This window comes from Variovorax sp. P4_D9 (assembly GCF_056401695.1).
Genome location: NZ_JBFUIU010000040.1, coordinates 1 through 25705, shown reverse-complemented (window position 1 = coordinate 25705; position 25705 = coordinate 1). Strand labels below are relative to the sequence as shown.

Below are 25705 nucleotides of genomic sequence, written 5' to 3'. Positions count from 1 at the left end.
TGCCAAGGCTTCCACACTTCTACGAGAAACATCCGAAATCACCATACATGTTCGAACGCATTTAAGGCGATAGGGCACCACAATCAATGAAGCGGAATACCGGTCTAGACTGGCTGCTGCCATTCGATTTCCTCGGTCGACTGACTGCGGTTGCCGAGAGCCGACCTTGGCAATTTTCTAGACGAGCAGCCGGTCTACTCCGGAACTTGACCTTCGCCAACCTTGTCGTGGAAATCGACTTCGGCGGCAGCGGTTTGATCACGGGTGGCAACGGGCTTCCAAGACGGGCCGACGCGTGAACGCCTGGTTGTCGTACGGCGTGTTGACCGCGATCCAGGCCGTTACAGTAAGCTTGGCCGACTGGATGAGGCTGCTGATCGCGGCTGCGCGTTGGGCCTAAAGGCGCGTCCGCCGAAACAGCGCGCTAGCGGCGCAGCAGTTCATCGCTGATGATGATCTTGCGGACCTCTGTCGTGCCTGCGCCGATCTCTAGCAGCTTGATGGCTCGATAGAGCCGGTTCACTTCCGATTCCCAGATGTAGCCCGCGCCACCATGAATCTGCACCGCCTCATTCAATACCTTGTTCATGGTCTCGGCAGCGTACATCACCGAGGCGGCGGTGATCATGTGGATGTCGCCCCGACCGCCTCCCCCGATCTCCAGATCGTTGGCGGCGCGCAGCGCCTGGTAGGTGAAGACACGCATCGACTCGATCCACACGTACATGTCCGCCAGCTTGCCGCGAATCATCTGGAAGTTCGAGATCGGCTGGCCGAACTGCTGGCGCGTTCGCGCGTAGTCGAGTGCCAGCTGTAGCGCTCGCTCGCAGATGCCCAGGCAGATCGGCGAAATCATTGCGCGCTCCAGATCCAGCCCGCTCATCACCACCTGCACGCCGCGGTCCTCCTCTCCGACCAGGTTGCCCGCCGGCACGCGGCAGTTGTCGAACACCAGCTCCGCCGTCTGGCTGCCGCGAAAGCCCATCTTCTTCAACTTCTGTGCCACCTTGAAGCCCGGATAGTCCTTCTCGACGATGAAGGCCGAGATGCCCTTGGCCCCCTTGTCCTTGTCGGTCTTGGCATAGACCAGCACGACGTCTGCGACAGCGCCGTTGGTGATGTAGATCTTGCTACCATTCAACAGGTAGTGGTCACCATCGCGGGTCGCGGTGGTGCGCATCGATCCCAGCGCGTCCGAGCCGGCGCCGGGCTCGGTCAGGCCCAGCGCGCCGATCTTGATGCCGTTGCACAGGCCGGGCAGGTAGTGTTTGCGCAGGTCCTCGCTGCCATTTCGGTAGATGTTGTAGAGACACAGGTTCTCGTGTGCGACCCAGCTCAGCGCAAGCGCATGGTTCCAGCGCGCGAATGCCTGAACCACCAGCCCGCTGGCGAACAGGTCCATACCGACGCCGCCATAAGTCTCAGGCACGGGTACACCGAAATAGCCGGTGGCGCCGATCTGCGCGAAGATTTCGGGCGGCCACCATTCCTCGTCGTCCATGCGCTGCGACAGCGGGTAAAGCTCCTCCCGCGCGAAGTGATCGGCTTGGTCTAGGACCTGCTGCTCATCGTCCGAGAGGCCCGAGAAGCGTTGTGCAGCGCTCTGAGTGGATGTCATCGTATTCATGTGTTTGCAGAAAGAAAAAGGAGATGGGAAAAGACTGGACGGGCAGAAGTACCGGGCGTCTAGCCGATGCGCTCGCCGTCATCGAGCGGCAGTCGCATGAGTTCGTGCCGCTGCAATTTGCCCGTGGTGCTGCGCGGCAGTTCCTCGCTGCGCATGAATTGGAGGTAGCGCGGCCGCTTGTAGCCCGCCACGCCTTCCCGGCACCAGGCGACGATCTCCTCGCGCGTCGCCTGGGCCCCGGGATGCAGCACCAGCACCGCCTTGATAGCCTCGCCCCAGTGCGCATCCGGCACGCCGAACACACAGGCCTCCTGCACGGCGGGATGCTGGCTGAGCACCGCCTCGACCTCAGCCGGATAGACGTTCTCGCCACCGGTCTTGATCAGGTACTTCTTGCGGTCAACGAATACCAGCGTGCCGTCTTCCTCGCGCCGCAACAGGTCGCCGGTGTGCAGCCAGCCACCGCGAAAGACCTCTGAGTTGGCTGCATCGTCGTCCAGATAGCCCGACATCACGCTCGGGCCTCGCACCACGCATTCGCCCGGCTGGCCGAGCGGCATCTCATTCATGTCATCGTCTACGATGCGCACCTCCATCAACGGTGACGGCAGCTTGCGCAGCGAAGGCAACTCTCCCGGCCCGGAGCGCCGGTGTGCCAGCAGGTAGCTGCTCTCGCTTTGACCAAAGGCGTCGTAGAAATCGATGTTGCAGGCTTCCGTCAACCGCGCGATCAGCTGCGGCATCATGTTTGCATAGCCGATCGCGAAGCGCAGGCTGCTGAGGTTGTGCGTTGCGCGCTTCGGGTGGTTCAGGAAGTCGGTGATGACGCCGGGCAGGAGCAAGGTCCAACTCAGCCGGTCGCGCTCGATCAGCCGGAACATCGCCTGCACGTCTGCCCGGCGCAGCGTTGCGTAGATCCCGCCAGTCCAGAAGGTCGCATAGAGCGATTCGTCTCCGCCGCAATGGAAGAGCGGCAACCAGCCGACAAAGCCGTCGTGCTCCCCAAGTCCGAACCATTGCGCGAGCCGCAGGCCCCGCGTCGCTGCGGCTCGCTGGCTGATCAGTGCGCCCTTGGGTTGTCCGGTGGTGCCGCTGGTGAAGAGAATGTTGTGGATGTCCGAGCCCTGCGCCACCTGCGGCGGTGCCTCGGGCACGCTGTCGCGCAGAAGCGTCTCGTGTTCCTCAAAGCCCGGCACGCGGCCAAAGGCGATCCAGTGCCGAATGCCGGGCTGCCCGGCGCGCAGACCTGTGGCCACGTCTGTCAGCGTGTCCGATACCAGGAGCGCGGTCGGCCGGCACTTGCACAGGCAGGCCGCCAGTTCCTGGGGATGCAGCCGGATGTTCAGCGTCGCGACCGTTATGCCGAGCGCTGCCAGAGCGGCGTAGCATTCGATGTATTCGGGCCGCGTTTCCGACAGCACGGCGATCGTGTCGCCACGCCGGTAGCCGCGTGCCTGCAAGGCATTGGCCAGGCGCCAAGCGCGGTCGCCGACCTCTGCGTAGCTTCGTGATCCCTCGTCCCAGCTGACCGCGATGCGATGGGCGAATACTGAGAAGGCGCGGCGGAACATCGCATCGAGCGTGATGTCGCCTGCAAGCATGGCGTCAGCCTCCCAGCCGGCTGGCGTTTTCCCCTCCGCAGCCGTGCTCATGACGTGCCCCCAGTTCGCACTTCGGCTGCTTCGCCTCGCTCGGCGAACGTTGCCACGCGCGCTGCGAATTCAGGCTTCGCCGCGCAGCGCAGGAAGGCCTGCTTCTCTCTCGCCAGATGAGCTTGAAGCGCGTCGCGGACCTGCACCGAAGTCAGGTCTTTGATCTCGGTGACCGATTGGGGCGCCATCGCGGCAAGCTCGTTCGCCCAGCGCAGGGCCTCGTCATCGGCACGGTCGGCGTCTACCACACGGTTGATCAACCCAAGGCGCAGGGCCTCCTCAGCATCGAGGGTGCTGCGCACCGTCAGCAGTTCAAAGGCGCGCGCCGCGCCCAACTGCTGCGTAAGCCGGAAGCTCAGCCCGCCATCGGCCGAGCCGCCCAGTTGTGCATACGCAGTAACGAAACGTGTTCCGCGTGCGGCAACCACGAGGTCGCAAGCCAGCGCCAGCGAGATGCCGCCGCCGGCCACGGCGCCGTGCACGCTGGCGATTACCGGCAACGTAAGTCGGTTGAGCGTCATCACTGTGGCGTGGAAGCTCTCGATCATCCGATCGATGAACCCCGGCAGGTCGGCTCGCTCCGCATGCATCGCAGCGACATCGCCGCCGCCGCAAAAGGACCGACCCTCGCCGCGCAGAACTAGCACTCGGGCCTGCGGCATGGCCGCCACCTGATCGATGGCACGACCCAACGCGACGATCGATGCGAAGTCGAGGGCGTTGAGTGCCGCAGGGCGTCGAAGAGTGAGCGTGATGACCTCGTTCGAAGCGTCGAGAAGAACCGGGTCCTGGTTGTCCATATGTCTCCAGAGTCGCCGCAAGAAAGTGCACTGATCTGATCGTATTGACCATCACTCAATAACATCCCGAGGAATGGATGCGATGAGACACCCGTTTACCCGTTTTGGGAAGAGAGTCGGCACTAGGTAATACCCTAATCCCCCATCTCTGTCGCAGTGTATAGCTCCTGCGCTTTCCTCGAATGAAATGGGCCTCCAAATTTCAAAGGTCCCTTCATGAAAAAATGAGTGACGGTCAAAAAACGTGTTGACACGCGCCAATCTCGGTCGCAACATCCGCCCACCAGAAACAGACGCCGATCTCGGCGCGGAGACAAGCCTTGAACCTTCCGCAGATTTCGTCAGTGGGCACGCAGCCATGCTGAGCATCACTAACCTGCAGGTCTTCTACGACCATGCGGTAGAGGCAGTTCGCGATGTCTCGTTGGAGGTGGGCGAGGGTCGCATCGTCGCGCTGCTGGGCAGCAACGGTGCCGGCAAGTCCACTGTGTTAAAGGCTATTTGCGGCGTGCTGTATCCCGAGGACGGTGAAATCACCGGTGGCACCATCCGCTACCTCGACAACGCTTTGGAGCGCGTCGCCCCGCACGAAATCGTGCGTCGCGGCTTGGTGCAGGTGCCCGAGGGCCGGCGCCTGTTCGACACCCTCACGGTCGAGGAGAACCTGCGCATGGGCGGCTACCTGCAGCCCGCCGCCGCAGCGTCCGATGCGATCGCGAACATCTACAAGCTGTTTCCGGCCATCGAGGCGCACCGCCATCGTATTTCCGGCTACCTCTCGGGCGGCCAGCAACAAATGGTCGCGATCGGCCGCGCCCTGATGAGCCAGCCGAAACTGCTGCTGCTCGATGAACCTTCGCTCGGCCTTGCGCCGCAGATCATCACAGAGATCTTCGACATCATTCGCCGGCTGCGTGACGAGCGAGGCCTCACGGTACTGCTGGTCGAGCAGAACGCACGACTCGCGCTCTCGGTCGCAGACTACGGCTACATCATGGAGCGTGGCCGAGTGGTGCTCGACGACACGCCCGCCAAGCTGCTCGCCAACGACGACGTCAAGGAGTTCTACCTCGGCGTGCAGGCCGGCGGCCAGCGACGCAGCATGCGCGAGATCAAGCACTACAAGCGGCGCAAGAGGTGGCTGTCATGAGCGCCCTGCTGGCACCGTTGCTCGAGCGTCGCGTTGCGGGCGGGCCGATCGACTTCGCAGGCAAGGCTGCCGGCGGATCGTCGGCGCAGACACTCCTGGAACTTCGAGGGGTCGGCAAGCGCTTCGGTGGCCTCGAAGCGCTCGCAGGCATCGACTTGCGCGTGCAGCGCGGCCACATCTTCAGCGTTATCGGCCCGAACGGCGCCGGCAAGACGACGCTGTTCAATCTGATCTCCTGCCTTTTGCCGCCCAGCAACGGCAGCGTCGTCTTCGACGGCGAAAACATCACCGGTGCGCCGGCGCACAGCCTGTCGAAGCGCGGCATCGCGCGCACCTTTCAGAACCTGGCGGTGTTCAAGCACGAGACGGTGATCGACAACATCCTGACCGGCCTGCATGCGCGTCTCACGACCGGCGTTTTCGGCGCGGCCTTCTACTGGGGCGCAACGCGACGCGCGGAGATCGCGGCCCGCGAGAGTGCCGAGGAAATCGTTGAATTCCTCGAGATCGAGACAATCCGCGACCTGCCGGTCGGCACCTTGTCCTATGGATTGCAGAAGCGCGTCGAGCTGGGCCGCGCGCTGGCGATGCAGCCGCGCCTGCTGCTGCTCGACGAAATGGTCTCTGGGATGAACCAGGAAGAGACCGAGGACATCGCCCGTTTCATTCTCGACATCCGCGAGGAACGCAACATCACCGTAATGATGATTGAACACGAGATGGGGATCGTGATGGACATCTCCGACCATGTCTGCGTGCTGAACTTCGGCCGCAAGATCGCCGACGGAACACCGGCCGAAGTCGCGGGCAACCCTGCAGTCATCGCGGCATACCTGGGGCAGGGCGCATGACACAGCGCGACCACACCGTGCTCGCAGATTCCGAGATCCCACCCGGGGTCGCAGAGTGTCGCGCCACGATGCCTGGACTGCTGCGTCACCGGGCCCGCACGACGCCGGAGCGCATCGCGCTGCGCGAGAAGGTGCGCGGCATCTGGAAGGGCACCAGTTGGTCGGAGTACTTCGCACAGGTGCGGGCCTTTGCGCTTTACTTGAAGAGCATTGGTTTCGGCCCCGGCGACAAGCTGGTCATCGCTTCCGACGGCACGCCAGAATGGTTCTTCGCCGATCTGGCGGCGCAGTCCCTCGGCGGCGTCACTGTCGGCATCTACCCCACCAACCCCTGGCCGGAACTCCAGTACATCGTGCGCCACTGCCGCGCTCGCGTGGCCGTTTGCGGCGACCAGGAGCAGACCGACAAGGTCCTGGAAGCCATGCGTCGCGACGGCGGGCTGCCAGATCTGGAACGCGTGATCACGGTCGACTGGAAGGGCATGCGCCACTACCGGGAACCGAAACTGTTGCCCTTTGCCGAGGCGTTGGAGAAGGGCTATGACATCGCGCGCAACGCAGGCCATAGCGCCGCCTGGGAAACCGCGTTGACCGAGGTCGATGCCGACCAGGACGCGCTGATCGTCTACACCTCCGGCACCACCGGTATGCCCAAGGGTGCGCGCATCTCGCATGCGGGCATTCTGTCCGATGCGGCCGCACTGGGTCGCGTGCAGGGGTTCGCCGGCCGGCCTCTTACTGTCGTTTGCTACCTGCCGTTGTGCCACGTTGCCGAGCGGCTCATGTCACCGGTGATGCAACTGGTCTACGGATCGATAGTCAACTTCGCCGAATCGATCGACGCGGTCACGCACAACTTGCGAGAGATCGGCCCCAGTTTCTTCTTCGGCGTACCGCGAATCTGGGAGAAGCTGCAGCAAGAGATCCTGATCCGCTCGCGCGACGCCAAGCCAATCGCGCGACGAGCCTTCGAGCGCGCAATGGCTGTGGCCACACCGATCGCGGAGCGCACTATTGCAAACGGCGGCAAGCCGACCAGCACCCGCGATGCCTTCATTGCCTGGTTTCTGCAGTTCACGATGTTCAGCAACCTGCTGGCGAGCGTCGGTCTCGATCGCACGTGGGTCGCGATGACCGGGGGTGCTTCGATTTCGCCTTCGGTCATCCTGTTCTTTCGGGCCCTGGGCGTACCGATCTACCAAATCTACGGTATGACCGAGACTAGCGGCGCCAGTCATTCGCAATCGCCCGCGCAGTCGCGGCTCGGCTGGTGTGGGCCACCGGTGCCTGGCGTGGTCGAGCAGCGCGTGGCGCCGGACGGCGAATTGCAGTTGCGCGGCGCGATCATTTTCAAGGGCTACCTGCACGACGAGGACGCCACGCGCGCCGCCTTCCAGGACGGTTGGCTCGGCACCGGCGACGTAGTCGAGCTTGACGAGGCCACGGGCCAGGTCCAGATCGTCGACCGCAAGAAGGCGATCCTGATCACCAGCGGTGGCAAGAACATCACGCCTTCCCTGATTGAGAACGCGCTGAAGGAAAGCCTCTACATCAGCGAAGCGGTGCTGCTCGGGGACGGCCGCCATTTCGTCTCGGCTCTGGTTCAGATCGACCTCGACACCGTCGGGAAGTGGGCGCAGGAGCGTGGCATCGCCTATACCACTTACGAGACTCTGGCTCGACTGGACGCGGTCAACGCGCTAATCGCTGAGGAGGTGAAACGGGTGAACGAGCGCTTCTCGCGGGTGGAGAACATCCGGAAATTCGCCGTGCTCAAGAAGCAGCTCGACCACGACGACGGCGAGCTCACCGCCACCATGAAGGTGCGCCGCCGTGTCATCGAGCAAAAGTTCGCGGCAGAGGTCGCGGACATCTACGGACCAGTAAAGGAAGCCGCATGAACTACTTCCTGAATCTGGTCACCTCTGGCCTGGTCATCGGCACGCTGTACGGCCTGGTGGCGATGGGCTTCGCGATCGTCTATCGGGCCACGGGCATGGTCAACTTCGCGCAGGGCGAGGTCATGATGCTGATCGCCTACATCAGCTTCAGTCTGGCGAGCATCCCGGGCATCTCTTTCGCGCCGCTGCTGCTGTGTGTGCTGGCTGTGGCGGTTCTGCTCGGCCTCGCGATCGAGCGCGTCTTCATCCGGCCGATGCTGGGCGAGCCGATGTTCTCGCGCGTGATGGTGACCATCGGCCTCGCGGTCGTCATCCGCTCCACCGTGATCCTGATCTGGGGCGTGGAGCCTACAGCCTTTCCGCGACCCTTCGGCAGCACGGTTGTCCGTTTCGCCGGCTTGGCGCTCTATCCGGGCCAGATCTTCGCGCTGGTGTCGCTGGCCGTGCTGTGCCTCGCGATGTGGTTCTTCTTCTCGCGCTCGCGCATCGGCATCGCGATGCGAGCCACCTCCAACAACGAGACGACAGCGCTGCTGATGGGCATCAACGTCAAGCGCATCAGCGCCATTGCCTGGGCCCTGTCGGCCGTGTTCGCGGCCTTCGCTGGACTGGCCTTCTGCCTCATGTTCAGCCTGGAGCCGGAGATCTCGCAGATGGGCCTGCGCGGGTTCCCAGCCACCATCCTGGGTGGGCTGGATTCGGTCGTCGGCGGTGCCTTCGGCGGCCTGGTGATCGGCGTGTTTGAGAACCTGGCTGGTGGCTACCTGGGCCGGGGCCTGAAGGAGATCGCCGGCTTTGTGCTGATCATCGTCGTATTGATGGTGAAACCCTACGGCCTCTTCGGCCAACGTGAGATCGAGCGCGTCTGATGCAAAGCCGTACCTACCAAACCACCTACGCCGGCCTGGTCGCACTGGCGCCCCGCCGTTCCACCTGGTCCTGGGCCTTCGCCGGGCTCGTGCTGCTGTCGCTGGCTCCTGCCTGGTTCGGCTCGCATGGGCTCAACCTGCTGACCAGCATCTTCGTGGTGTCGATCGGCGTTCTCGGGCTCAACTTGCTGTCGGGCGTAGCCGGACAGATCTCGCTCGGGCATGCCGGTTTCCTGTTGATCGGCGCCTATGCGCAGGCCATCCTGACCACCGACTACGGCCTTCCGACGCTGCTTGCCATTCCGGTCTCGGGTGCGGTAGCGGCACTGGCGAGCCTGGTTGTCGGCATTCCCTCGTTGCGGCTCAAGGGCCTGTACCTGGCGATCACAACGTTGGCCTTCACCTTCATCGTGCGCCATGTGGTGCTGTTCGCCGAAGGCATCACCCGCGGTTCGGCCGGCATGCCTGTCGAGGCACTCACCGTATTCGGCTTCTCTTTCAAGACCGACCAGCGCTTTTACTATGTTGCGCTGGGGCTGCTGGTGCTGTTCGTCCTCATCACGCTCAACCTGATGCGCACGCGCATCGGCCGGGCCTGGCTGGCGGTGCGCGACCACGACATTGCCGCGAGGGCCATGGGAATCGACCTGATGCGCTACAAGCTGCTCGCCTTCATGGTCAGCGCCTTCTACACGGGCGTCGCCGGCGCGCTGGCGGCGCTGCAGACCCGCTTCGTCAATGTCGACACCTTCACCGTGCTGATCAGCATCGAGGCGCTGGCAATGGTCATCGTCGGCGGCATGGGCCGCATCCACGGCGCAATCCTCGGCGCTGCGCTGATCCTGCTGCTGCCCGAACTGTTGAACTTCGGCTTCGAGGCTGCCGGCGACGGCGTCCGCACCCTGATGGCAGACCGCATCTACGAGATCAAGGGACTGATGTACGGCGTGGTGATCCTGCTGTTTCTGCGCCTGGAGCCCGAGGGATTGGCCGGCATCTGGCGCAAGGCCAAGCGCTTCTGGGTGCAGTGGCCCCTTTCGCAATGAGTACGAAGACCGCGCAAGACCCGGAACCGTCCGGTGCCAGCGCCCATAAAAGGAGACTTGTGATGGACCAACGTGAATCGAGACTGACATTTCGCCTCGCATACGCAACCTTACTTGCACTCGCGACGGGCCTCGGCGCGCATGCGYAGGACGTCGGCGTGACCGCGACCGAGATTCTGATCGGAGAGGTGCAGCCAATGTCCGGCCCAGCCTCGCTGATCGGCAAGGCCGGCGCTGCTGGCTCGAAGCTCGCAATCGCCGAGATCAATGCGGCCGGCGGCATCAATGGCCGCAAGTTGCGCGCGATCTACGAGGACGACGGCTATGTGCCGGCGCGCTCGGTCTCGGCGGTCAAGAAGCTGATCGATTCCGACAAGGTGTTCGGCCTCACAGGCACCACCGGAAGCTCGCACATGGTGGCGATGCTGCCGGCGGTGGAAGAAGCCAAAATCCCGACCATCGTCCACATGGCGCCGAACCCAATGGTGGTCAACCCGCGCCGTCCGAACGTGTTCATGATCGGGCCGGACTACGACTATGCCGGCTACGTGCCGATTCGCTACATCGTGGAGAAGATGGGGAAGAAGGGCGCCAAGTTCGGCATCCTCTACCAGGATGACGACTTCGGCAAGGCGCTGCTTGCGGGCTACCAGAAAGCGGTGAAGGAGTTTGGCCTGTCGAGCGTGGCGGAGATCTCCTTCAAGCGCGGCGCCAAGGACTTCTCGGCCGAGGTGCTCACGCTCAAAGATAAAGGTGCGAACGCGGTTTACCTTGGAACTCTGACTACCGAATCAGCTTCGATCATGTCGGAGTTCCGCCGGCTCGACATGGACGTCACGCTCGCCACCCTCTGGGCAGGTCAACTCCCCCCAGCGGTGAAGCTGGCGGCGCCTTCAGGGTACCAGTACCTGATCCCGGACTACTACGCATCGAACTACGACCCGGCCGGCGTCGCACTGATGGCCTCGGCCAAAAAATACCTGAGCGCCGACGACTACAACAATTTCAACCGCTACACCGTGAGCGGCTATGTCGGCACGATGGTGTTTGCCGAGGGCGTTCGCCGTTGCGGTGCCAACGTCACCCGCGCCTGCGTCATCGCGGAGCTCGACAGGCTGAAGGACTTCAAGGTCGGCGGTCTGAGCGGTCCGATCTCGTTCGACAACCCGAAGGGCCAGGCGGTGCTGCCGATCAAACTATTCCAGACCGATCCGCAGTCGGGCACCGTGAAGTCGCTGACCGAATTCGTCGCCTACTGACCTCACCTGAATCTCACAGACTTGCTCCGCCAATGACTTTCGTAAGTACGACACCCTCGAACCTCGAGCGCTATCGCTCGGTCTTCCGGCAGGGGCTTTTCGAGGGCCGCACTGTCGTCGTCACCGGCGGCGGCAGCGGTCTCGGCCGCTGCGCAGCGCACGAGCTCGCCAGCCTTGGTGCCCACGTAGCACTGGTTGGCCGGCAGACGGCCAAGCTGGATGCGGTCGCGGCCGAGATCAGCGCGATCTATCCCGAGCGGGCCGCGGACGTCACGCGCCATGTCTGTGATATTCGCGACGAGGACTCGGTCAAGGCGACGGTCGCAGACATCCTCCGGGCGCATGKCCGCCTCGACGGCTTGTTCAACTGCGCTGGGGGTCAGTATCCGGCACGGCTGGAAAGCATCTCGCTGAAGGGCTGGGACGCGGTCGTGCGCAACAATCTGCACGGGACCTTCGTGTTTTCGCGCGAATGCTACGTGCAATGGATGCAGGGGCACGGCGGCAGCATCGTCAACATGCTGGCCGACATCTGGGGTGGCCTGCCGGGCATGGGGCATTCTGGCGCCGCGCGGGGAGGTGTGCTCACGCTCACCGAAACCGCGTCCTGCGAATGGGGCCATGCCGGTGTGCGGGTGAACGCCGTGGCGCCGGGCTGGATCGCGTCCGCCGGCATCGACACCTACGACGAAGACTATCGCAACGTGTTGCGCGGCCTGCGCAGCAAGGTGCCACTTCAGCGATTCGGCACGGAGGCGGAGCTGTCGTCGGCCGTGGTGTACCTGCTCTCCGAAGCGGCTGGTTTCATCAATGGCGCTGTGATCCGCGTCGATGGTGGCGTGCCGACCGCGCGCCACAGTTGGACGTTGGAAGCCGCCGATCGCAGCTTTCCCTACAACGGCTTTCCGCAGTACCAGCCGCCAGTTACTTTTGCCGATGACAACAGAAACAACGGAGAGGTCCAATGACCGACGCATCCATGAACGAGGCCTCCTCTGCGCAGGTCAAGGTCGAGCGCCATGGCGCCTCGTGCCGCATCACGATCGACCGCGCCGAGGCACACAACACCATCACCGATGCAGTCATGACCGCGCTGATCGGGGCGATTCGCCAGGCCGAGACGATGGAAGGTGTGCGCGCCATCGTGCTCACCGGTGCCGGCGAGAAGACCTTCTGTGCTGGCGGCCAGCTGAAGCCGACGGCGGATGGCTCGCCGTTTGCGCTGGAGCCGGGCCGCTTCGACAATCCAGTGGCGGAACTGTTTCGCGCGTTTGACCGCTGCAACTTGCCGATCATCGCCCGGGTCAACGGCAGCGCGTTCGGCGGCGGCCTCGGACTGGTATGCGCCTGCGATTTCGCAGTCTCCACCGATGGTGCCATGTTCGGTACGACCGAGGCGAAGGTTGGCGTCTTTCCGATGATGATCCTGCCGCTGCTGATGCGAGTCATTCCGCGCCGCCGGCTCCAAGAGATGTGCTTTTTCGCGCACCGCTTTTCGGCGGCCGAGGCGCAGCGCTTCGACATCGTCAATGCCGTGGTGCCAGCGAGCGAGCTGGACGACGCGATCGATGCGATGGTCGCGAAGCTGGCCGCCAACTCGCCGGTGGCTTTGCGCATCGGCCGGCGCGCCATCGCGGCCATTCAGGATCTCTCCTTCGCCGATGCGCTGAACCTGGCACAGGCGATCCTTCCGGTGCTGTCGCAGAGTGAGGACACGCGCGAGGGCATGAAGGCTTTCGCGGAACGTCGCGCCCCGGTGTGGCCCGGACGATGAGGAGCGATGAATTGAACCGCTCGATCAAACGTACCCGTCCGCTGCGCATCGGCTGTGCCAGCGGCTTTTGGGGCGACTCGGAGGAGGGGGCCGCGCAACTGGTGCAGCGTGGCGACATCGATTACCTTGTGTTCGACTTCCTGGCCGAGATCACCATGTCGTTGCTGGCGCGCGCGCGCGCCAAGACGCCGGAGGCGGGCTACGCGCCGGACTTCGTGCGCGTCGTCGCATCGCTGGCCGCCGAGATCCAATCGCGCGGCATCCGCGTCGTGTCGAATGCGGGCGGCGTCAATCCGACCGCGTGCGCGCGTGCATTGGCAAAGGAGCTGGACGCGCTCGGTGTGCCGCTGCGCATCGCGGTGGTCGAGGGGGACGATCTCTCCGACCGCGCTGATGCGCTGCGCGCTGCCGGGACCCGCGAGATGTTCAGCGGTGCGCCGATGCCGGCTCAGCTCTTGAGCCTCAACGTCTACCTCGGCGCTCAGCCGATCGCCGCCGCCTTGGATGCGGGTGCCGACATCGTCATCACCGGTCGGGTGGTCGACAGCGCGGTCACGCTGGGACCGCTGGTGCATGAATTCGGCTGGGGCTGGCAGGACTGGGACCGCCTCGCGACTGGCAGCCTGGCCGGCCACCTGATCGAATGTGGCGTGCAGGGCACCGGTGGCCTGTTCACCGACTGGGAACGCGTGCCCGGCTGGGAAGAGATGGGTTTCCCGATCGTCGAATGCGAACCCGACGGCCGGAGCTTCGTGCTGACCAAGCCGCCGGGCACCGGCGGGCTGATCGAGCCTGCGACCGCGGCCGAGCAACTCGTCTACGAGATCGGCGATCCGCGAGCCTACCTGCTGCCGGACGTGGGCTGCGACTTCTCCGTAGTCAGCCTGGTACAAGACGGGACGGACCGGGTCCGGGTGGCCGGCGCACGAGGCGCCCGGCCGCCGTCGACGCTGAAGGCTAGCGCGACCTATTCCGATGGCTGGCGCCTGATGGGCACGTTGATGATCGGCGGCCCCGCCGCTGCCCGGAAGGCGCAACGTGTGGGCGAGTCGATCCTTGCGCGCTGCCGCCGCTTGATCCTTGCACGCGGCCTTGGCGACTTTGACGAGACCAGCCTCGAGGTGCTCGGCGCCGAGAGCACCTATGGCCCGCACGCACGTACCACGGAGAGCCGTGAAGTGATCCTGAAGCTGGCGGCCCGCCACGCGAACCGCGCCGCGCTCGACCTGTTGGCGCGCGAAATCGCGCCGTCTGCCACCTCAATGGCGCAGGGCATCACCGGCTTCGCCGGCGGACGGCCCTCACCGTCGCCGGTGGTGCGGTTGTTTTCGTTGCAGATCGATCGTCGAGAGGTCGATGTGCGGGTCAGCTTGGACGGCAGGGCCTTGCCCTTCGAGGCGGCCGGCAACACGGAGGCTCGCTTGGATGCGGAGTCAATCCGGCACGCGGCGACGCCGATCGCGTTGAGCGAGAGCGCTGCAGCCGCTTCGCCGCAGAGCGCGACCGAGATCGTTCCCCTCATCCGCATCGCCCACGCGCGCAGCGGCGACAAGGGCGACATGGCAAACATCGGCGTGATTGCGCGTACGCCGGCCGCCTATGCTGTGATGGAGCAAATGCTCGATGCTGAAACGGTGGCAGCGTATTTCGCGCACCTTTGCCGAGGCAAGGTGACGCGCTACGCGCTGCCTGGCTGCCATGCCTTCAACTTCACACTCGATGCCGCGCTCGGCGGTGGTGGTGTCGCCTCTCTGCGTTACGACCCGCAGGGCAAGGCCTTCGCTCAGATGCTGCTCGACCTGCCGGTCGAGGTGCCAAGTGACTTGCTTCAAGAACTGCCATGAAATCGAACGCCAAGACTTCCTCCCAGGCCGCCAAGGTCACCCCCATCGCCGCCGGCAAGCAGACGCCGCGCCGGATGCGCCGCGCCGCCGAGATCCTCGCTGCGGCACGCGAGGTATTCCTGGACAAGGGCTTCGAGCGCGCCTCGGTCAGCGAGATCGCCTCGCATGTGGGTGTGGTCGAAGGCCTGGTCTACTCCTATTTCCCGACCAAGCGCGACCTGCTCAACGAGGTGCTGCGCGGCATGTACGAGCCGCTGATCCAGGAGATCGCAGACAGCTTCTCGCGCATCCACGGCCTGCGCAGCCGGTTGCGCTACCTGGTGTGGCGGCATCTGCGGGTGTATGTGGAGGAGCCGAGTCTTTCGCGCATCGTGCTGCACGAAGTGCGCACGAGTCCGGAGTACTTCAAGTCGGTGCTCCACGACCTGCATGTGAATTACACGTCCTTCCTGCTGCGCACCGTGCGCGAGGCGGTGGAGGAGGGTGAGTTGCCGCCGGACACCGATGCGGAGATGGTACGGAGCATGGTCTACGGCGGCATCGAGCATCGCATGTGGTCGCTGCTGTTCGGTCGCGGCACCATCGATGTCGAAGCCACTGCCGACCGCTACACCACGATGCTGCTGCACGGCATGCTGACACCATCCCAGGCCGGCACCGAGCCTGCCTCCGTGGCGCAGGAGGCGCTGTCGCTCGGCGACATCGAGCGGCGACTCGCGCGGCTGGAACGGATCGCGGCTGCCGTCCCGTCGGCCTCGACCGCCCCCTCGCTGACGCCCGCTCTCACGGCCACTCCTCGGTCTGGTGCAGGCCGCCGGCGCAAGGACGCTCCATGACCCTCATCCAAAAACTCTTCATAGCCAACCGCGCCGAGATCGCGCTGCGCATCGTGCGCACGGCGCAGCGCCTGGGCATCGACACCGTGGTGCCATGGCACCGGCAGGACCGGGCCGGTCCCGCGCTCGCCGTAGCAACCGAAACCGTCGAGGTCTTCGGCGATCCGCCGGTCGCTGCCTGGCTGGATGCGCAGGCCATGATCCGCGCCGCCCGCGAGAGCGGTTGCGATGCGGTCCATCCCGGGTACGGTTTCCTGTCCGAGAACGCGGCCTTCGCGCAGGCCGTGGCGGACGCGGGTCTCCTCTTTGTCGGTCCGCCGGCGAAGATGATCGAACTAATGGGCGACAAGATCAGTGCGCGAAACTTCGCGGTGCAGCAAAACGTACCGGTCACCCCATCGGCTGATGAGGCGGACGATCCGGCCACCTTCGCCGAGCGCGCGCGGGCGGTCGGCTTTCCGCTGCTGATCAAGGGTGCGGCGGGCGGCGGCGGCAAGGGCATGCAGATCGTGCGACATCAAGACGCGTTGGCTGACGCCATCGCCGTCGCCCGGGGCGAGAGCCAACGCTATTTCGGCGATGGCCGCCTTTTCGCCGAGCGTTTCGTCGAGCGTCCGCGGCACATCGAGGTGCAGGTCTTCGGAGACACGCAGGGCCATGTGATCCACCTCGGCGAGCGCGAATGCTCGATCCAGCGCCGCTTTCAGAAGCTGATCGAGGAATCGCCCGCGCCTGGCCTCGCGTCCGAACTGCGCGAACGCATCTGTGCCGCCGCGGTTCGGCTGGCGAGCGCGGCCGGCTATGTGAATGCCGGCACGGTCGAATGCATCGTCTCGCCCGAAGGCGAATTCTTCTTCCTGGAGATGAACACGCGGCTGCAGGTCGAGCACCCGGTGACCGAGATGGTCACCGGGCTCGATCTGGTCGAACTGCAACTGCGTGTGGCCCAGGGCGAGCCTCTCGGCATTGCGCAGGACGAGGTGCGCTCGGCCGGCCACGCGATCGAATGCCGCATCCTGGCGGAAGATGCGGACGCCGGCTTCGTGCCGGACACCGGCCACGTGCTGATGCTGCGGACCCCCCAGGGGCCTGGCGTGCGCTTCGATGGCGGCGTGACCGAAGGCGCGGCGGTGACGGCGGATTTCGATTCGATGCTTGCCAAGCTGGTGGTGCATGGTGCGGACCGCCGTCTCGCCATCTCGCGCATGCGCACTGCGCTGGCCGAGACTGCGATGCTCGGGGTCACCATCAACAGCGACTTTCTGTCGCGCGTGCTGCATCACCCGGCCTTCGGCCGCGGCGAGACCGACACCAGCTTTCTTGACCGGCACCGCGCCGACCTGATGCCCGTGCCACTGAGCGATGCGGAACGCCACGCAGTGCTGGCGGTGGCTGCCAGCGCCGCACCGGAGCGCAGCGCACGTCCGATTCCCGAGCCCTACGCCTCCATGGGCGCTTGGCGCAACTGAGTGCCTTTCACATGACCCTTCTTTCCTTCAGCGACAATCCGGCCAGCCGGCACCAAGTTCACCTCCGGCACGACGGTGTGGCCGTCGACGATGCTCGACTCGCAGTCCGCGCGGGCGGTGCCGGCGAATTTATCGCCAACGTCGATGGCCGGAGCGAAAGGCTGCTGGCGGTGACCCGCGGCGATGCGACATTTGTGCAACTGCGCGGTCGTGCCTGGCGCGTCGATCGCATCGACCCGGCGCGCGCGCGCGCCGCGAGTGGCACGGCGGCCGACGGCAGCTCGCAGGCGCCAATGCCCGGCGTCGTGGTGTCGCTACACGCCTCGCCCGGCCAGGCGGTGCATCGGGGTGATGCGCTCTTGGTCATCGAGAGCATGAAGCTGCAGATGACCATCGGCGCCGCGTCGGACGGCGTGGTGGCCGAGATGCCCTTCGCGGTCGGCCAGACTTTCCAGCGCGGGGCTGTCCTCGTGCGCGTGGCGGCCTCCGGGGAGCCCGTCGCCAGGGTCGCGCAGGCTGCCGAGGCGACCGAAGGGAGTGTTGCATGAGTCGCATTGAAAGCCGCGTCGATACCGCCAGCCCCGGCTATCGGCAGAACCATGCCGCGATGACCGAGCGCGTCGAGGCCCTACGCAGCCGCGTGCACCAGGCGCGCCACGTGCGGCCGGAGCGCGACATCGAGCGCCTGCATCGGCAGAAGAAGCTCACCGTGCGCGAACGCCTCGAACTGCTGCTGGACCCTGGAACGCCCTTTCTTGAGATCGGTACGCTGGCCGCCAACCGCGCCTATGACGGTGATGTTCACGGCGCCGGGCAGGTGTCCGGCATCGGCATCATCCAGGGCCGGGAGGTGGTCATCCATGCCGACGACCCCAGTATCAAGGGCGGGGCTTGGTATCCGCTTTCGGTGAAGAAGATCGTCCGCACGCTGGACATTGCGATCGAGAACCGGCTGCCGGTGGTGCACCTCTGCGACAGCGCCGGCGGCTTCCTGCCGCTGCAGTCTGACCTGTTCCCGGATCGGCATGCGGCCGGCCGCATCTTCCGCAACCAATGCACGCTGTCGAAGATGGGCGTGCCGCAGATCGCGATCGTGCTGGGCCATTGCACGGCTGGCGGCGCCTACATTCCGGCGCTGTGCGACTACAGCGTGATCGTGCGCGGGAACGGCGGCGTGTTCCTCGGAGGACCGCCGTTGGTGAAGGCCGCCACCGGCGAGGTGGTCACGGCCGAGGCGCTCGGCGGCGCCGAGATGCACACCACCATCTCGGGTACCTGCGACTACGCGGCCGACGACGAGCCGCATGCCTTCGCGATCGCCCGCGACATCCTGGCCCAGACCACGCCGATCGCCAAGCAGGTGATCGACCGGGTCGATGTCGAGCCGCCGCACTACGACCCGGATGAACTGTACGGCATCATCCCGATCGACTGGAAGACCGGCTTCGACATGCGCGAGGTAATCGCGCGGATCGTCGACGGCAGCAAGTTCCATGAATACCAGCCGGGCTACGGCACCACCATGGTTTGCGGCTACGCGCGCATCTGGGGCTGCAAGGTCGGCATCCTGGCGAACAACGGGGTGCTCTTCAACGACAGCTCGCTCAAGGCCGCGCATTTTATGCGGTTGTGCGACCGCGACCGCACGCCGCTGGTCTTCCTGCAGAACATCACCGGCTACATGGTCGGCCGCGAGTACGAGGAGCGTGGGATCACCAAGGACGGCGCGAAGATGATCATGACGCAGGTCGGCTGCACCGTGCCCAAGTTCACTGTGATCGTCGGCGGTTCCTTCGGCGCGGGCAACTACGGCATGTGCGGCCGCGCATTCGATGGCCGCTTCCTCTGGATGTGGCCGCAGTCGCAGATCGCGGTGATGGGTGCGGAGCAGGCCGCCAATACGCTGGCCGATGTCAAGATTCGCCAACTGGAGCGTAAGGGCCACACGCTGTCGAGCGAGGAGGTCGCCGCCATCCGCGAGCCGGTGCTCAAGAGCTTCGAGGAAGAGAGTGACGCCTACCATTCGACCTCGGAGCTGTGGGACGACGGCATCCTCGACCCGGTCGATACCCGCAACGCGCTCGGCATGGCGATCGTCGCTTCGTTGAACGCGCCCTTCGGCGACGACATCGGCTACGGCGTGCTGCGTCTCTGAGCCGGAGAAAGGAGACAAGCTCATGATCGACATCGGGGAGGCATCCACCATTGGCGAGACCTTTTTTCGCGCAGCCGAGACCTATGCGGACAAGACATTTCTCGCCGTGCCACCCAACCCGACGCGCGCCTACGCCGCCGACGGCATGGAGATCGGGTATCGCGAAGCGGCGGTGCAAGTGCGCGATCTGATGAAGGGCTATGCCGAAGCCGGCTTCGGAATAGGCCACCGCATCGGTCTTCTGATCGAGAACCGGCCCGAGCACCTGCTGCACAAGCTGGCGATGAATGCGCTCGGCGTGTGCTGCGTTCCGCTGAACCCAGACCACCGCCCGGGCGAACTGGCATTCGTCATTGACCATGCGAAGGTGGATCTCGTGGTCTGCGTTGCGACGCTGGCGCCACTGGTGCAGGCGGCCATGGCCGAGTCTTTGCACCAGCCGCAGTTGTCATGCTTTGAGGCCTTCGGCAGGGGTCTGGCGCCAGCCCTTCGGCCAGCGGCTTCGACCACGCCCAAGGCAGCGACACCGGCCAGCGTGCTCTACACCTCGGGCACGACTGGCCGGCCCAAGGGCTGCGTGCTGTCGCACCGCTACGAATTGGCGGCTGGCGCCTGGTACGCAACCCGCGGCGGCCTGGCGAGCTTCGGCGATGCCTGCGAGCGCATCTACAACCCGCTGCCGCTGTTCCATGTCAACGCCTCCATTTTTTCCTTCTACTGCGCGATGCTGAAGGGGAACTGCCAGGTGCAGACCGATCGCTTCCAGACCTCGCGCTGGTGGACAGAGGTGCGCGATTCGCGCGCCACCGTTGTTCACTACCTCGGCGTGGTGGTGCCGATGCTGCTGGGCCAGCCGCCCGGGCCCGGCGACCGCAACCATGTCGTGCGCTTTGCCATTGGTGCCGGTGTCGAGCCGCAGCGCCATGCCGCCTTCGAGAAGCGGTTCGGGTTCCCGCTGATCGAGATCTGGGGCATGACCGAGATGGTCCGTGCCATGATCGACAACCAGGCACCGCGGCAGGTCGGCACCCGCGCCTTCGGCCGAGCGCAGCCGGGGCTGGACGTGCGCGTGGTCGACGGTGCCGATGTCGACGTGCCGGACGGCAGCGACGGCGAGATGGTGATTCGCCATTCCGCCGACACGCCGCGCAAGGACTTCTTCAGCGGCTACCTCGACGATCCGGCCGCCACCGAGGAAGCTTGGCGCGGCGGCTGGTTCCATACCGGCGACATCGTCAACCGCTCGGCCGACGGCAAGCTGCACTTCGTCGACCGGCGCAAGAACATCATCCGCCGCTCGGGAGAAAACATCGCCGCGGCCGAAGTCGAGGCGCTGCTGCAGACGCATCCGCTGGTCGATCAGGTGGCCGTGCTGGCCGCGCCCGACGAAATCCGCGAGGAAGAGGTGCTGGCCTGCGTGGTGCTGCGCGAAGAAGGCCGCGCCGATGTCGACGCGGCAGTGCGCGCCCTGTTTGACTTCTGCAACACGCGCCTCGCCTACTACAAAGCACCAGGCTGGATGTGGGTGACGGACCACATTCCGACCACTGCGACGCAGAAGATCCAGAAGCATCAGATTTTTCCCCCGGGAGTCGACCCGCGCGGCCTGGCGGGCATGCGCGACCTGCGCAACTGGAAGAAACGCAACCAGGCCGACTGGGCCAAAGGCCCGACTGCAACTGGCCACTGACGAAAGATTGCCCATGCCTGTCCCAGACATCTTCAAGGGCGCGCTTGYGATCCCGGCCATCGGTTCGCCGATGTTCCTGGTTTCCTTCCCTGCGTTGGTCACCGCACTGTGCAAGGCCGGCGTGGTCGGCACCTTCCCGCATGTGAACGCCAGGCCCGCCGCACAGTTGGACGAGTGGCTCAACGCTATAGAGGCGGACCTCTCAGCGCATGATGCGGTGCATCCGCATGCGAAGGCCGCACCCTTTGGCATCAACCTGGTCGTGCACCGGACGAACCCGCGCTTCGAGCCCGACCTGGAGGTGGTGGTCGCGCACAAGGTGCCCTTCGTCATCACCTGCTTGGGTCATCCGGCATCGGTGGTGGAAGCGGTTCACGCCTATGGTGGTACCGTGTTTTGCGACGTGACCAGCGCAGCGCATGCGCGCAAGTCGATGCAGGCGGGCGTAGACGGCCTGATCTGCGTCGGCGCCGGTGCCGGAGGGCATGCGTCGAGCCAGAGCGCCTTCTCGTTGGCGCGCGAGATCCGGGAATTCTGGGATGGCTGCCTGGTGCTCGGCGGCGCGATCAACGACGGCTACCAGATACGCGCGGCCGAAGCGCTGGGCGCAGATCTGGTCTACATGGGCACTCGGTTTCTGGCCACGCAGGAATCGCAAGCGCGGCCCGACTACAAGCAGATGGTGGTGGACGCCGGCGTGGCCGACCTTGTCTACACCGACCGACTCTCGGGCGTGCATGCGAACTTCCTGCGCGCCTCGCTCGAACGCTTCGGGATCGACGTGGCAACACTGCCGCCAAAGACGCCGGACATGGGCTCGCTCGTCGATTCTGAAGCCCGGTTGTGGAAGGATCTGTGGAGCGCGGGGCAGGGGGTCGCGACCATTCATGACGTGCCGACGGTTGAGGAGCTGGTCTGGCGCATTGCCGAAGAATATCGCACGGCCTGCGCGATTCCCCCGAGCGGTGCGGTCCGCCGGATGCTCGGATGACCGGCATGGATCCGAGCGCTGCGATCGACTTCTGGTTTGACTTCGCGTCGCCCTATGGCTACTTCATGTCCGAGAAGATCGATGTCCTTGCCGCGCAGCACGGCCGGCGCGTGCGCTGGCGGCCGGTGCTGCTGTTCGCCGTGCTGCGTGCGCTGGAACTTCCCGCGCCGCTAGAAAATGCGGCGAAGCGCGAATACATGCAGCGCGACTTCGAGCGATCGGCGCGATTCCTGGAACTGCCGTACCGGCTGCCGGATGGGTTCCCGGCCATCACGCAGCATGCGGCGCGTGCCTTTTACCTGCTGCAGCGTGACGTACCCGAGGCTGCGGTGCCGTTCGCGCACCGGGCAATGCGCGGTTACTTCCGCGAATCGGCTGCGCTGGGCGATCCACTGCAGGTGGCGCAATGGGTTGCCGAGGCTGTGCCTGAAATGGGCGATGCGGAAGTGGTCGCTGGCCTCATCGCGGGCGATGCGCCGAAAGCCCTGCTCGCAGGCGCGGTGCGAGACGCTGTCCGCGCGCGCGTTTTCGGATCCCCGCTCGTCGTCATTGACGGGGAACCCTTCTTCGGCGTTGATCGACTGCCGCAGATAGAGGCGCGCCTGGCCGGCCGGCTTGCACCCTCGACGTTGTGAACCTTCCGAATCAAGGAGACTCGCTTGCCCACCGCGCCAACTACCGAAGCCGTGCTCACGCACTCCGAGGGCGCCGTCGGCGTCCTGCGCTTTAACCGCGGCGAAGCTCTGAACACGCTCGACGTGCCGATGCTTCTGGCGATGGAGCAGGCCCTGGGCCGGCTGGAGAGCGATCCCGAGGTCCGCGTGATTGTCATCACGGGTGCGGACGAGCGTGCCTTCGTCGCCGGCGGCAACATCAAGGACCTGAACTCGCGCCAGGGCCTAGCTCACTACAACGAGTTCGGCGCCGTTGTTGAGCGCGTGTTCCGCCGATTCGAGCGATGCGCTAAGCCAACCATCGCCGCCGTCAATGGGTGGGCGCTCGGTGGCGGCATGGAGCTGCTACTGTGCATCGACCTGCGTCTGATCGCTGAGGGTGTGCGCATCGGCCTGCCGGAAATAAAGCTGGGGCTGTTCCCTGGCGGCGGCGGGTCGCAACGCTTGATGCGTCAATTGCCGCTGTGTCAGGCCAAGATGCTGATGTTCACCGGTGAAGCCATCGATGCCTCTGAGGCGTTGCGACTTGGCCTGGTCAACGTGGTCGTGCCGCTCGATCAGCTTATGAAGGAGTCGATGACACTGGCACACCGCGTCGCCGAGAAATCGCCAGTAGCCCTGCGGATGCTGCGCAAGTCGATGCTGCATGGCGCCGACATGGCGATGGATGCTGCGCTGGAATACGAGCGCGCAATGATCAGCCTGGTCTTCGACAGCGCGGATGCTCATGAAGGCTTGGACTCGTTCATCGAGAAGCGCGCGCCGCGCTTCAGTGGAATGTGAGGAAGCCCTCAGCCCACCAGGCAGGCGCGAGTGGATGCCATCTTGAAGAGTGCCCATGACAAGATACGTTGATTTCTATCGTGATTCGATTGACGCGCCAGAGTCCTTCTGGGCAGAACAATCCAAGCTCATGGACTGGCAGACGGCGCCAAAGAAGATTCTCGACGCCAGTGATCCGCCATTTGCACGCTGGTTCGTCGGCGGCACGACGAATCTCTGACACAACGCAGTCGATCGTCACCTGGCGACCCGAGGGGACGAGCCTGCTCTGATCTGCGTTTCCACCGAGACCGGAGTCGAGAGGAGCTACAACTTTAGTGAACTCCTTGTCGAGGTGCAACGCACCGCGGCCAGCCTAATTGAGCTCGGGGTGAGGAAGGGCGACCGGGTCTTGATCTACATGCCGATGATTGCCGAGGCGGCGTTCGCCATGCTAGCCTGCCCGCGCATCGGTGCGGTCCACTGCGTGGTCTTCGGCGGCTTTGCGAACGGCTCGCTGGCCTCGCGGATCGAGGACGCGACGCCAAGAGCCATCGTGGCCGACTCACGCAGTTCCCTGGCGGACCATTGGCGGCTCTGAACCTCGTCAAGTTCGGCTGACCGACTCCATTCACTCCAGGCCCCGAAGGGGCCTTCCTCTCTCCTCGGGCGAACACAATGAGCATTGCAACATCCGCCGCGTCGGACTCGGTACCCGGGAGCGCGCTAGAGGGTTTCTGGACAGCGGTCGCGGCCCTGGGCATCGCCGCCTTCTCGCTGGTCAGCACCGAGTTTCTTCCGGTTGGCCTGCTGCCTCAAATTGCCCGCGAACTCGACCAGAGTGAGAGTCGCGTCGGTCAGTGTTCTTTCGGGATTCGCGAAAGCTCGGCTTTCCTCAGCGCGCTGACATGCTCCCCGTGAACACGAAATCGGAGTATTGTCATGCGTCGGAGCGGCCCCGCGCGACTTGGCCGTGGCTCCTTGGATGCCGCCATCCGGCCAGCGCGGTCGAGGTCAATGGAGTCTCCCCATGTGGACCCATCATTGGACGAAAGCTCGGTTCGACCCCTTACGGCGAACCCTCGTTGGCGCGGCAGCTGCGCTCGCGGCGGCGGCACCGGCTGCGCTGGCGCAACTGCGGGCGCGCAAGGTCCGTTTGGCCTTCCTGGGCGGCATCAGCCCCGACGCCGGCGCCATGACCGGCCAAGTCGACCCGTTCCGCCTCGGCATGCGCGAGTTGGGCTATGTCGAGGGCCAGAATCTCACTATCGAGTTTCGCTGGGCCGAGGGTCAACCGAAACGGCTGCCGGCGCTGGTGGGTGAGCTGATCCAACTTGATCCCGATGTCCTCGTCACGGCCGGCCCGGGCCCCGCGTTGGTGGCCAAAGACGCCACGAGCTCTCTGGCCGTCGTTGCCGTGGCGGTGGACGATCCGGTTCAGATGGGACTTGCCGAGAGCTTCGCCCGTCCTGGCCGCAATATCACCGGGGTGTCAGCGGCTTTCTCCGGCATCCTTGCCAAGCGCCTCCAACTCCTGAAGGACTTCGTGCCCTCCGCGCGCGAGTTCGCCGTGCTCTACAACCCGTCCACGGCGAACCGAATGGACATCGCCAACGACATCGCGAGCTACAAGCGCACGCTCGGGGTGCCGGTCGTGCTGCTCGAAGCCCGTGGGCCGGACGACTTTGACGCTGCGTTCGCATCCATCGCAACGGACCGTGTCGACGCCGTCGCCATCCTCGCGGATGCCACCTTCTGGACGCACCGTGTCCGGCTGATTGAGCTGTGTGCGGAGCACCGTCTGCCGTCGGTCTGGGGGCACAAGGGCTATGTAGAGGCCGGTGGGCTGGTCTCGTACCAGGGGGACTTTACCGCGATGTTCCGACGTTCGGCGGCGCTGGTGGACAAGATCTTGAAGGGTAGCAAACCGGGCGACATTGCCTTCGAGCAGGCGACCAAGCTCGTCATGGTCGTCAACCGGAAAACTGCGAAGACGCTAGGGCTCACGATCCCGAAAAACGTCCTGGTGGGTGCCGACGAACTCCTCGATTGACTGGGCGTCGCATGCGCCTGTGCGGTGCGAACGACCGCTTCTATGGGGACTTGTTTGTCAAGCCTTTTTAATTAGCGCATCGCTTCATTGCGTAACACCTGTGTATTGATGAGCGGATGAGAAAAGTCGCGTGGCATTCGACGAGCATCCTGATCCGAGGTCGGGGGCGTGACGAGCGTTCGAGCCCACTCTTGTCCAAGACAGAAGGCGTTGAGCCATCCCGATGCGTGGGGTAAAAAGTTGTCGCCAAACGAACTTCCACCCCACTCACGAGAGGCCCAACGTGAAAGCATCATGCAGCA

Annotated in this window: 22 protein-coding genes and 1 pseudogene; 19 read left to right on the top strand and 4 right to left on the bottom strand. The window is 64.8% G+C overall.

The window, feature by feature from the left end; all coding sequences use genetic code 11:
- Nucleotides 1-424: 424 nt before the first annotated feature.
- The 3 genes from AC1DY5_RS07080 to AC1DY5_RS07070 form a co-directional block, all read right to left on the bottom strand.
- Nucleotides 425-1618, bottom strand: coding sequence for an acyl-CoA dehydrogenase family protein (locus tag AC1DY5_RS07080; RefSeq protein WP_478110103.1), 1194 nt, complete (start codon nucleotides 1616-1618; stop codon nucleotides 425-427).
- A 68-nt stretch (nucleotides 1619-1686) separates the two neighbouring features.
- Nucleotides 1687-3228 (bottom strand): class I adenylate-forming enzyme family protein, encoded by a 1542-nt coding sequence (locus AC1DY5_RS07075; RefSeq protein WP_478110100.1) that lies wholly within the window; start codon nucleotides 3226-3228, stop codon nucleotides 1687-1689.
- 47 nt (nucleotides 3229-3275) lie between these two features.
- Nucleotides 3276-4079 carry an enoyl-CoA hydratase/isomerase family protein gene (locus AC1DY5_RS07070; protein WP_478110098.1) on the bottom strand — a complete coding sequence of 268 codons (804 nt, stop codon included), beginning with the start codon at nucleotides 4077-4079 and terminating at the stop codon, nucleotides 3276-3278.
- A gap of 358 nt (nucleotides 4080-4437) precedes the next feature.
- Here AC1DY5_RS07070 and AC1DY5_RS07065 point away from each other — a divergent pair, with 358 nt between their 5' ends.
- The 19 genes and pseudogenes from AC1DY5_RS07065 to AC1DY5_RS06975 all read left to right on the top strand — a co-directional run bounded on the left by AC1DY5_RS07065 (nucleotide 4438) and on the right by AC1DY5_RS06975 (nucleotide 25403).
- Nucleotides 4438-5229 carry an ABC transporter ATP-binding protein gene (locus AC1DY5_RS07065; protein WP_478110095.1) on the top strand — a complete coding sequence of 264 codons (792 nt, stop codon included), beginning with the start codon at nucleotides 4438-4440 and terminating at the stop codon, nucleotides 5227-5229.
- Nucleotides 5226-6080 carry an ABC transporter ATP-binding protein gene (locus AC1DY5_RS07060; RefSeq protein WP_478110093.1) on the top strand — a complete coding sequence of 285 codons (855 nt, stop codon included), beginning with the start codon at nucleotides 5226-5228 and terminating at the stop codon, nucleotides 6078-6080. Before AC1DY5_RS07065 ends, AC1DY5_RS07060 begins: the two co-directional genes overlap by 4 nt.
- Nucleotides 6081-6097: 17 nt before the next feature.
- The gene (locus AC1DY5_RS07055) at nucleotides 6098-7981 is read left to right on the top strand and encodes an AMP-dependent synthetase/ligase (protein ID WP_478110090.1); all 1884 of its coding nucleotides are present in this window, start codon (nucleotides 6098-6100) and stop codon (nucleotides 7979-7981) included.
- Nucleotides 7978-8850, top strand: a complete 873-nt coding sequence (locus AC1DY5_RS07050) for a branched-chain amino acid ABC transporter permease (protein ID WP_478110087.1) — start codon at nucleotides 7978-7980, stop codon at nucleotides 8848-8850. The genes AC1DY5_RS07055 and AC1DY5_RS07050 overlap by 4 nt, the downstream gene beginning before the upstream one ends.
- Nucleotides 8850-9896: a branched-chain amino acid ABC transporter permease gene (locus AC1DY5_RS07045; protein ID WP_478110085.1), complete on the top strand. Its 1047-nt coding sequence runs from the start codon at nucleotides 8850-8852 to the stop codon at nucleotides 9894-9896. Before AC1DY5_RS07050 ends, AC1DY5_RS07045 begins: the two co-directional genes overlap by 1 nt.
- Entirely contained in the window at nucleotides 9893-11155 is a 1263-nt protein-coding gene (locus AC1DY5_RS07040) for an ABC transporter substrate-binding protein (RefSeq protein WP_478110082.1), read from the top strand. Before AC1DY5_RS07045 ends, AC1DY5_RS07040 begins: the two co-directional genes overlap by 4 nt.
- 32 nt (nucleotides 11156-11187) lie before the next feature.
- Nucleotides 11188-12123 carry an SDR family oxidoreductase gene (locus AC1DY5_RS07035; RefSeq protein ID WP_478110081.1) on the top strand — a complete coding sequence of 312 codons (936 nt, stop codon included), beginning with the start codon at nucleotides 11188-11190 and terminating at the stop codon, nucleotides 12121-12123.
- On the top strand, nucleotides 12120-12929 hold the full coding sequence (locus AC1DY5_RS07030) for an enoyl-CoA hydratase-related protein (protein ID WP_478110078.1): 810 nt from the start codon (nucleotides 12120-12122) through the stop codon (nucleotides 12927-12929). The genes AC1DY5_RS07035 and AC1DY5_RS07030 overlap by 4 nt, the downstream gene beginning before the upstream one ends.
- A gap of 11 nt (nucleotides 12930-12940) precedes the next feature.
- Complete coding sequence (locus AC1DY5_RS07025; protein WP_478110076.1) at nucleotides 12941-14773, top strand: acyclic terpene utilization AtuA family protein; 1833 nt, start codon at nucleotides 12941-12943, stop codon at nucleotides 14771-14773.
- Nucleotides 14770-15609, top strand: a complete 840-nt coding sequence (locus AC1DY5_RS07020) for a TetR/AcrR family transcriptional regulator (protein ID WP_478110074.1) — start codon at nucleotides 14770-14772, stop codon at nucleotides 15607-15609. The genes AC1DY5_RS07025 and AC1DY5_RS07020 overlap by 4 nt, the downstream gene beginning before the upstream one ends.
- Nucleotides 15606-17078, top strand: a complete 1473-nt coding sequence (locus AC1DY5_RS07015; protein WP_478110073.1) for an acetyl-CoA carboxylase biotin carboxylase subunit — start codon at nucleotides 15606-15608, stop codon at nucleotides 17076-17078. Before AC1DY5_RS07020 ends, AC1DY5_RS07015 begins: the two co-directional genes overlap by 4 nt.
- A gap of 11 nt (nucleotides 17079-17089) precedes the next feature.
- Nucleotides 17090-17626: an acyl-CoA carboxylase biotin carboxyl carrier protein subunit gene (locus AC1DY5_RS07010; RefSeq protein ID WP_478110072.1), complete on the top strand. Its 537-nt coding sequence runs from the start codon at nucleotides 17090-17092 to the stop codon at nucleotides 17624-17626.
- Nucleotides 17623-19233, top strand: coding sequence for an acyl-CoA carboxylase subunit beta (locus AC1DY5_RS07005; RefSeq protein ID WP_478110070.1), 1611 nt, complete (start codon nucleotides 17623-17625; stop codon nucleotides 19231-19233). Before AC1DY5_RS07010 ends, AC1DY5_RS07005 begins: the two co-directional genes overlap by 4 nt.
- A gap of 22 nt (nucleotides 19234-19255) precedes the next feature.
- Complete coding sequence (locus AC1DY5_RS07000) at nucleotides 19256-20923, top strand: AMP-binding protein (RefSeq protein WP_478110066.1); 1668 nt, start codon at nucleotides 19256-19258, stop codon at nucleotides 20921-20923.
- A gap of 121 nt (nucleotides 20924-21044) precedes the next feature.
- Nucleotides 21045-21914 carry an NAD(P)H-dependent flavin oxidoreductase gene (locus AC1DY5_RS06995; RefSeq protein ID WP_478110064.1) on the top strand — a complete coding sequence of 290 codons (870 nt, stop codon included), beginning with the start codon at nucleotides 21045-21047 and terminating at the stop codon, nucleotides 21912-21914.
- On the top strand, nucleotides 21911-22549 hold the full coding sequence (locus AC1DY5_RS06990) for a DsbA family protein (protein ID WP_478110062.1): 639 nt from the start codon (nucleotides 21911-21913) through the stop codon (nucleotides 22547-22549). Before AC1DY5_RS06995 ends, AC1DY5_RS06990 begins: the two co-directional genes overlap by 4 nt.
- A gap of 24 nt (nucleotides 22550-22573) precedes the next feature.
- A complete protein-coding gene (locus AC1DY5_RS06985; protein WP_478110059.1) occupies nucleotides 22574-23371 on the top strand; it encodes an enoyl-CoA hydratase/isomerase family protein in 798 nt (265 codons plus the stop codon).
- A gap of 55 nt (nucleotides 23372-23426) precedes the next feature.
- Nucleotides 23427-23927, top strand: a pseudogene (locus AC1DY5_RS06980) (AMP-binding protein); the annotation flags it as partial.
- A gap of 579 nt (nucleotides 23928-24506) precedes the next feature.
- Nucleotides 24507-25403: an ABC transporter substrate-binding protein gene (locus AC1DY5_RS06975; RefSeq protein ID WP_478110055.1), complete on the top strand. Its 897-nt coding sequence runs from the start codon at nucleotides 24507-24509 to the stop codon at nucleotides 25401-25403.
- A 71-nt stretch (nucleotides 25404-25474) separates the two neighbouring features.
- Here the strand turns inward: AC1DY5_RS06975 and AC1DY5_RS06970 are convergent.
- The coding region (locus tag AC1DY5_RS06970) for a hypothetical protein (RefSeq protein WP_478110052.1) at nucleotides 25475-25705 on the bottom strand (231 nt) is incomplete at its 5' end.

Bases quoted from the DNA above. Each gene is read 5' to 3' on its own strand.
- AC1DY5_RS07015 (WP_478110073.1), top strand. From the start codon at position 15,606: ATGACCCTCATCCAAAAACTCTTCATAGCCAACCGCGCCGAGATCGCG.
- AC1DY5_RS07045 (WP_478110085.1), top strand. From the start codon at position 8,850: ATGCAAAGCCGTACCTACCAAACCACCTACGCCGGCCTGGTCGCACTG.
- AC1DY5_RS07010 (WP_478110072.1), top strand. From the start codon at position 17,090: ATGACCCTTCTTTCCTTCAGCGACAATCCGGCCAGCCGGCACCAAGTT.
- AC1DY5_RS07065 (WP_478110095.1), top strand. From the start codon at position 4,438: ATGCTGAGCATCACTAACCTGCAGGTCTTCTACGACCATGCGGTAGAG.
- AC1DY5_RS07030 (WP_478110078.1), top strand. From the start codon at position 12,120: ATGACCGACGCATCCATGAACGAGGCCTCCTCTGCGCAGGTCAAGGTC.
- AC1DY5_RS06990 (WP_478110062.1), top strand. From the start codon at position 21,911: ATGACCGGCATGGATCCGAGCGCTGCGATCGACTTCTGGTTTGACTTC.
- AC1DY5_RS07070 (WP_478110098.1), bottom strand. From the start codon at position 4,079: ATGGACAACCAGGACCCGGTTCTTCTCGACGCTTCGAACGAGGTCATC.
- AC1DY5_RS07020 (WP_478110074.1), top strand. From the start codon at position 14,770: ATGAAATCGAACGCCAAGACTTCCTCCCAGGCCGCCAAGGTCACCCCC.
- AC1DY5_RS07080 (WP_478110103.1), bottom strand. From the start codon at position 1,618: ATGACATCCACTCAGAGCGCTGCACAACGCTTCTCGGGCCTCTCGGAC.
- AC1DY5_RS07060 (WP_478110093.1), top strand. From the start codon at position 5,226: ATGAGCGCCCTGCTGGCACCGTTGCTCGAGCGTCGCGTTGCGGGCGGG.
- AC1DY5_RS07050 (WP_478110087.1), top strand. From the start codon at position 7,978: ATGAACTACTTCCTGAATCTGGTCACCTCTGGCCTGGTCATCGGCACG.
- AC1DY5_RS07075 (WP_478110100.1), bottom strand. From the start codon at position 3,228: ATGCTTGCAGGCGACATCACGCTCGATGCGATGTTCCGCCGCGCCTTC.
- AC1DY5_RS07005 (WP_478110070.1), top strand. From the start codon at position 17,623: ATGAGTCGCATTGAAAGCCGCGTCGATACCGCCAGCCCCGGCTATCGG.
- AC1DY5_RS07000 (WP_478110066.1), top strand. From the start codon at position 19,256: ATGATCGACATCGGGGAGGCATCCACCATTGGCGAGACCTTTTTTCGC.